Source organism: Mesobacillus sp., assembly GCF_057785455.1.
In genome coordinates this window covers 1-4,718 of the sequence record NZ_JBYNSB010000051.1, presented here as the reverse complement: position 1 = coordinate 4,718, position 4,718 = coordinate 1, and the positions used below count along the sequence as shown (strand labels likewise).

Below are 4,718 nucleotides of genomic sequence, written 5' to 3'. Positions count from 1 at the left end.
ACCCGTGGTGCTAGTTGAGCGTCAGCGCTCAACCAGCCCTAGTGTGACCAGGGAATACGCCAACAAGATGCCATCGAGTGCCACTTCAAACCCGGCAATGGAATTCGCTCGAATGTCGGTGATCCGGTATTGGTCTACGAGAATCGAAAACACCGTCTCGATGACTTTGCGTTTTTTCCTGATCCATTCTTCCCATGCCTTGGATGGGCCGTGCTTTTGATTGTGTCGAGACGGTGTCCAGAACGCGGCTTGGTGTTCTTCGTACAGCTTTTCTCGAAGAGCGTGGCTGATGTACCCTTTGTCCCCAAAGTTGTAGGGATGAGGGATTTGAGTCATCACCGTTTCAGCGGCTTTGACGTCGTGGCAGGACGCTTCCGTCACGACATAGCCCATGGCCAGCCCTTGATTGGTCACTTGAAGATGCAGCTTGAAACCGTAGTACCATTGCTTTTTGGAAGCACAATACCCCATATCCGCGATCCCTCGAAATCGCTTGACGCGCTGCATTCTTGCGGGATGGCACAACGGAAGAGGCAAGCTGTCGACGACCGCATAAGCATGGTGTTGGCCACGTTTCGCCAGCTCATGACGGATCCATTTGATGGCGAAACCAAGCGCCCGGCAGCGGCGGTTGTATCGGGAGCGTTCAAGAAACGAGCCGTTTGTGAACAAATTTCCCGTGACAAAACGATGCCAGGCTCGTTCGGAAGAAAAGCCCAGCAGCTTCCCCAAAAGGTGAACCGCCATGACCACTTCGTCTTCTTGCTTGACCAAGTGACGGTTGCGGCGATGAAGATCCATTTGAATCAACGACAGTTGGGCAGAAACAAAACAGAAAATGGCGGCATATTGTTTTTGAAGTTTGGCTGGATCTGTAGTAAAATGAAAGTGCTCTTGCGTGGGGGATCTCTCCTTTCGAATGATGGGTCGCACTTTCATTCTACAGGAGATCCGCCAGCAAGGGCTATTTTTTTTTATGCTTGATCAAGTTTATCTAGCACCACGGGTGAAAATATTACAAAAAAAGGGGGGAGAAAAGATGAAGGTGCTCGAGTACCGCTTTGCCATTGCACCCATTTTTCATTTCATTGCAAGCAAATCGATGGAAGCAGGCTTGCATTTATGTGATGGCCATGCAAAGCAAACAGTGCAGTTGTTTATGAATGATACAGCTTCCGAGAAAGGGAAGAAGCGCATCGGGGCTATACAATATGAAGGATCCAACGATTACACAGCGAAAGAGCCCTGCATTGTCAGTTGGAGGTTCGAACGAGCGTTGCTTCCGGATGGCCTCAAACAAGACTTGGAGGCGATCACTGCGTTTCGCAGAGATCAAAACGAAGGACCATCCATCAATCCAAACGCCCAGTCGATTGCCTTTAAATTTGAAGCGTTGACGGATGCCGCCAAAGAAACGATTGAGGCAATTACCGCAGTTCTTAAGAAGCATGCAAGAAGTTGAAGTGGTTACATACTGTACACGAGCTTCAACTAGGGATTTAATTGTGAACCAGGAATGTTTGAGACATATATGAAATGGTTCAAAGGTCGAAAATCGTCGTTTCATCTTACTTCCTCGCGAAGGAAATTATGGTACAATAAAGTAAGCTAAATTGAGGAGCAGCTAGACAAGGTGACGGCTCGCATTCAAGCGTTAAGTGAAGCGGAACCGGCAACGGGCGCGCAAACCTCGCCAGAGCCTGCCGATTCGTCGCCAACGGGCGAGCCGTCCGCTTCTCAACCGACAGAAACCACAGCGGCATCTGACGCTCCGAGCGGACAAGCCATAGCGGCCAATGACGCCGCAGTTCCGGCTTCCAGCGGGCAAACCGCAACGGAGGCATCGTCTCCGGCTTCTTCACAACCGGTTGACGAAGACCAAGAGGAACTCGATGAAAAACTGGCGAGACAGCCGATATTCGATGTCGAACGAGATGCCGTTGGATATGAAGTGTTTTATCGAAGCGGCAAGCGCAATTTCTATGATGGTTTGAATGGAGATCATGCCACACTAGAAGTGCTGATTAACAGCTTCATGAACATTGGAATTGAGAAGTTGACCAATGGGAAGCCGTGCTTTGTCAACTTTACGGAGAAATTGCCGGAATGATTGAGCGCGATCTCTCACTTACTTATCTCCTATTGAAATTGGCGAATTCGATGATTGTGTCTCATCGGCCAAAAATCAAGTCGATCCGTCATGCGATCATGTTATTAGTCATCAATGAGCTGAAAAAGTGGATTTCTGTATTGGCGCTGCAGAAATTATACGATCTGCATGCCCATCTGTATCAAGAGATTGTGACGCTGTCCTTCAAGAGGGAAAGCTTGTAAGTTGCCCGGTGATCTATTCGGATATGAGCAGGACAAGGCGAGCTTGTTTTTAATGGGGGGTTGCTCGCTTTTTGATGTTCTCTTGCATCAGCCGTTGCCGAAGATTTTACATGAACTGAATATTCACGACGATATACAGGCTTGTCTTCTTCACAAAACGGGCCGCTTTTGCCCCGTCTATGATCTTGTCTGGTGCATGGAACGAGGGGACTAGGAACAGATGAACCGTCTTTGTGATCACTTTTTGAGGAAAAAATAAGTTTGATCAAGCACTTTTGAATAATTTTTTGCGTAAAATAATCATATATTCCGTTTTTTGAGGAAAAAATATAGAAAATCAATACGTTCTTATTTTATAATTTGTTGTAGATACAGGAGGTGAAGTGTATGGTAAATACAAACAAAATTGTAGGCCAGAATGTCAAAAAATATATAGAAGGGAAAGGCATTAAACATTCATGGGTGATGGAACGAACTGGTATTAAGAAGACAGCTTATTATAATTTCTTGAAAGGCGAAGGAAATGTGGAGAAGTATGTTGCAAAGATCAATAAGCTGTTCCGCATTAACGATCCGTTCTTTTTTTACAAGGCAGATATGGAGTTAAATGGAAAAACGTTTGGCCGCAGCCGATCTGATTCATTTATGAATTATGTGGCCCTTTCGTTTCACGGTGCAGAGGACGAAGAATTAAAAAAGGGCATGCATCTTTTCAGCGAATTTGTTGAACTGATCGATGTGTTAAAATCAGTGACAAATTCGGAACATCCAAGGGGGTAGTCCATTGATTACAAAAGACAATCTTGAAATGATTTTAGAGCATAACAAAACACATTTGCCGAAAATGAAAAGGGCAATGGACCGTATTTACTCCCTCGGAGATCCTCTTGCTCATGTAAAGCCGCTTGATTTTATAAAAACTTATCTTTACGAGCATGCAAATGTATTGCAGTTTCCGATTCAAAATGCTGACTATGGTGGGCTTGTGTATTACTATAACGGTGATTATTATGTCCATATTAACACGGCACAGCCGAGAATATATGAAAATTTCATGTGGGCGCACGAGTTTTATCATTTCTTTTTTGACAGAGAGAAAATTAAGAGCCCTGACCAAAATTTTATCATGATTGATCATATTTATGATGAAAAAGAGCGGCTTCCTAATCTCTTCGCTGCCGAATTTTTAATTAATGATTTTGTGTTGGAAAGAAGTTTTCGATTTTTGGAGACCGCTCACATGAAACAATCTCTCCCCCAAAAAATTATGCGATTAATCAGTGTCTTCCAGATCCCGTACAAAGCGTTAGTTGTGAAACTTGCTCAAAACGAATTGATCACGATTAACGAAGCGAAAGATGCATTGGACTATGATTATAGAAATCGTATTCCCCATGATATAGACAAATCATTGTTCGAGCCTAGTTATACGATAAACATCAGCGGGTTTGATGAATTATATGAAAAAGCAAAAGGATTGATGTATGAAGAGGATCTTCAATCGATTAAAAAATTTTATGATAAGCTATATGAACAAGTGTTGGCGTCAGTGCATGATCAAAGGGGGACTAAAGGATGAAGGTCCTCGATTCCCCTGTTTTAGAATCCGTTCGCCCGTTTATTTCAGATAATACGGTCCAACTGTACCAGTCACTAAATGAACATCAAGTATTTTATATGTTAGATAATATGATCTTAACGAAATTCAGAAAACAAATATCAAATTTGCCGCTTTTGCTGCAGGCATTTCATCAGTCTCCGATTTTTCTTATTCCTGATGCAGTGTTAGAAGAGTCTTGTAGGAATATACCCACAAAGGAACGATATAATGATTATTACTTTGAGCTTTTCAAACAATTATCGGCGAAGAAACAGCTGTATATTCTATCGATGCAAACCATTTATCAATTATTAGAGAAAGGAATGACGAAAAAGCAACGCATATTGGATGTGATGAAACAACTGGCTTTGCAAGCTTTCAGAGTAAATAGAGATATTATTCATAACCTGGAACGATGTGAATTATCCTCCATTTCGGATCTTCCAAAATTGAGACAAATCATTTTACATAACGGAAATAATGCAGGAGAGCGCTTTATTTGTTTTTTCTCATTATTGCTTGTTCATCAGTACTACGGTCCTGCCTATATATGTAGTGATGACGGCAAAGGTGTATATACGATGTATAATACTTTTGTAAATAACGAAAGTTTATTTGGAATATTAGGTATCGATGATTTTTTGTATCTATTCAGCCCAGTACTAGCGAGATTTTCAGAATCCAGCACCAATAGGGCATTCCCAGTATCGAAAATGCCCTAGGAGGAATGGAGAATCGTTTGAAGAGGCTCTCCGCTTAGAAGTCTTTGCAACGATTCCCACAC

7 protein-coding genes are annotated in these 4,718 nt (G+C 42.8%); 6 read left to right on the top strand and 1 reads right to left on the bottom strand.

Annotated elements, in window-relative coordinates:
- Window positions 1-21: 21 nt before the first annotated feature.
- The gene (locus AC3EBE_RS19690; protein ID WP_488596733.1) at window positions 22-939 is read right to left on the bottom strand and encodes an IS982-like element ISGsp1 family transposase; all 918 of its coding nucleotides are present in this window, start codon (window positions 937-939) and stop codon (window positions 22-24) included.
- A gap of 100 nt (window positions 940-1,039) precedes the next feature.
- On the opposite strand from AC3EBE_RS19690, the gene AC3EBE_RS19685 reads away from it, so the two are divergent.
- From AC3EBE_RS19685 to AC3EBE_RS19660, 6 genes are all read left to right on the top strand, one after another.
- A complete protein-coding gene (locus tag AC3EBE_RS19685) occupies window positions 1,040-1,462 on the top strand; it encodes a hypothetical protein (protein WP_074044851.1) in 423 nt (140 codons plus the stop codon).
- A gap of 171 nt (window positions 1,463-1,633) precedes the next feature.
- Window positions 1,634-2,110, top strand: a complete 477-nt coding sequence (locus AC3EBE_RS19680) for a hypothetical protein (RefSeq protein WP_239691302.1) — start codon at window positions 1,634-1,636, stop codon at window positions 2,108-2,110.
- Window positions 2,107-2,334: an HDOD domain-containing protein gene (locus tag AC3EBE_RS19675; RefSeq protein WP_074044850.1), complete on the top strand. Its 228-nt coding sequence runs from the start codon at window positions 2,107-2,109 to the stop codon at window positions 2,332-2,334. Before AC3EBE_RS19680 ends, AC3EBE_RS19675 begins: the two co-directional genes overlap by 4 nt.
- A 387-nt stretch (window positions 2,335-2,721) precedes the next feature.
- Window positions 2,722-3,114, top strand: a complete 393-nt coding sequence (locus AC3EBE_RS19670; protein ID WP_049625976.1) for a hypothetical protein — start codon at window positions 2,722-2,724, stop codon at window positions 3,112-3,114.
- 4 nt (window positions 3,115-3,118) lie between these two features.
- Window positions 3,119-3,913 carry an ImmA/IrrE family metallo-endopeptidase gene (locus AC3EBE_RS19665; RefSeq protein ID WP_068895178.1) on the top strand — a complete coding sequence of 265 codons (795 nt, stop codon included), beginning with the start codon at window positions 3,119-3,121 and terminating at the stop codon, window positions 3,911-3,913.
- Entirely contained in the window at window positions 3,910-4,656 is a 747-nt protein-coding gene (locus tag AC3EBE_RS19660) for a hypothetical protein (RefSeq protein WP_488596732.1), read from the top strand. Before AC3EBE_RS19665 ends, AC3EBE_RS19660 begins: the two co-directional genes overlap by 4 nt.
- Window positions 4,657-4,718: the final 62 nt, after the last annotated feature.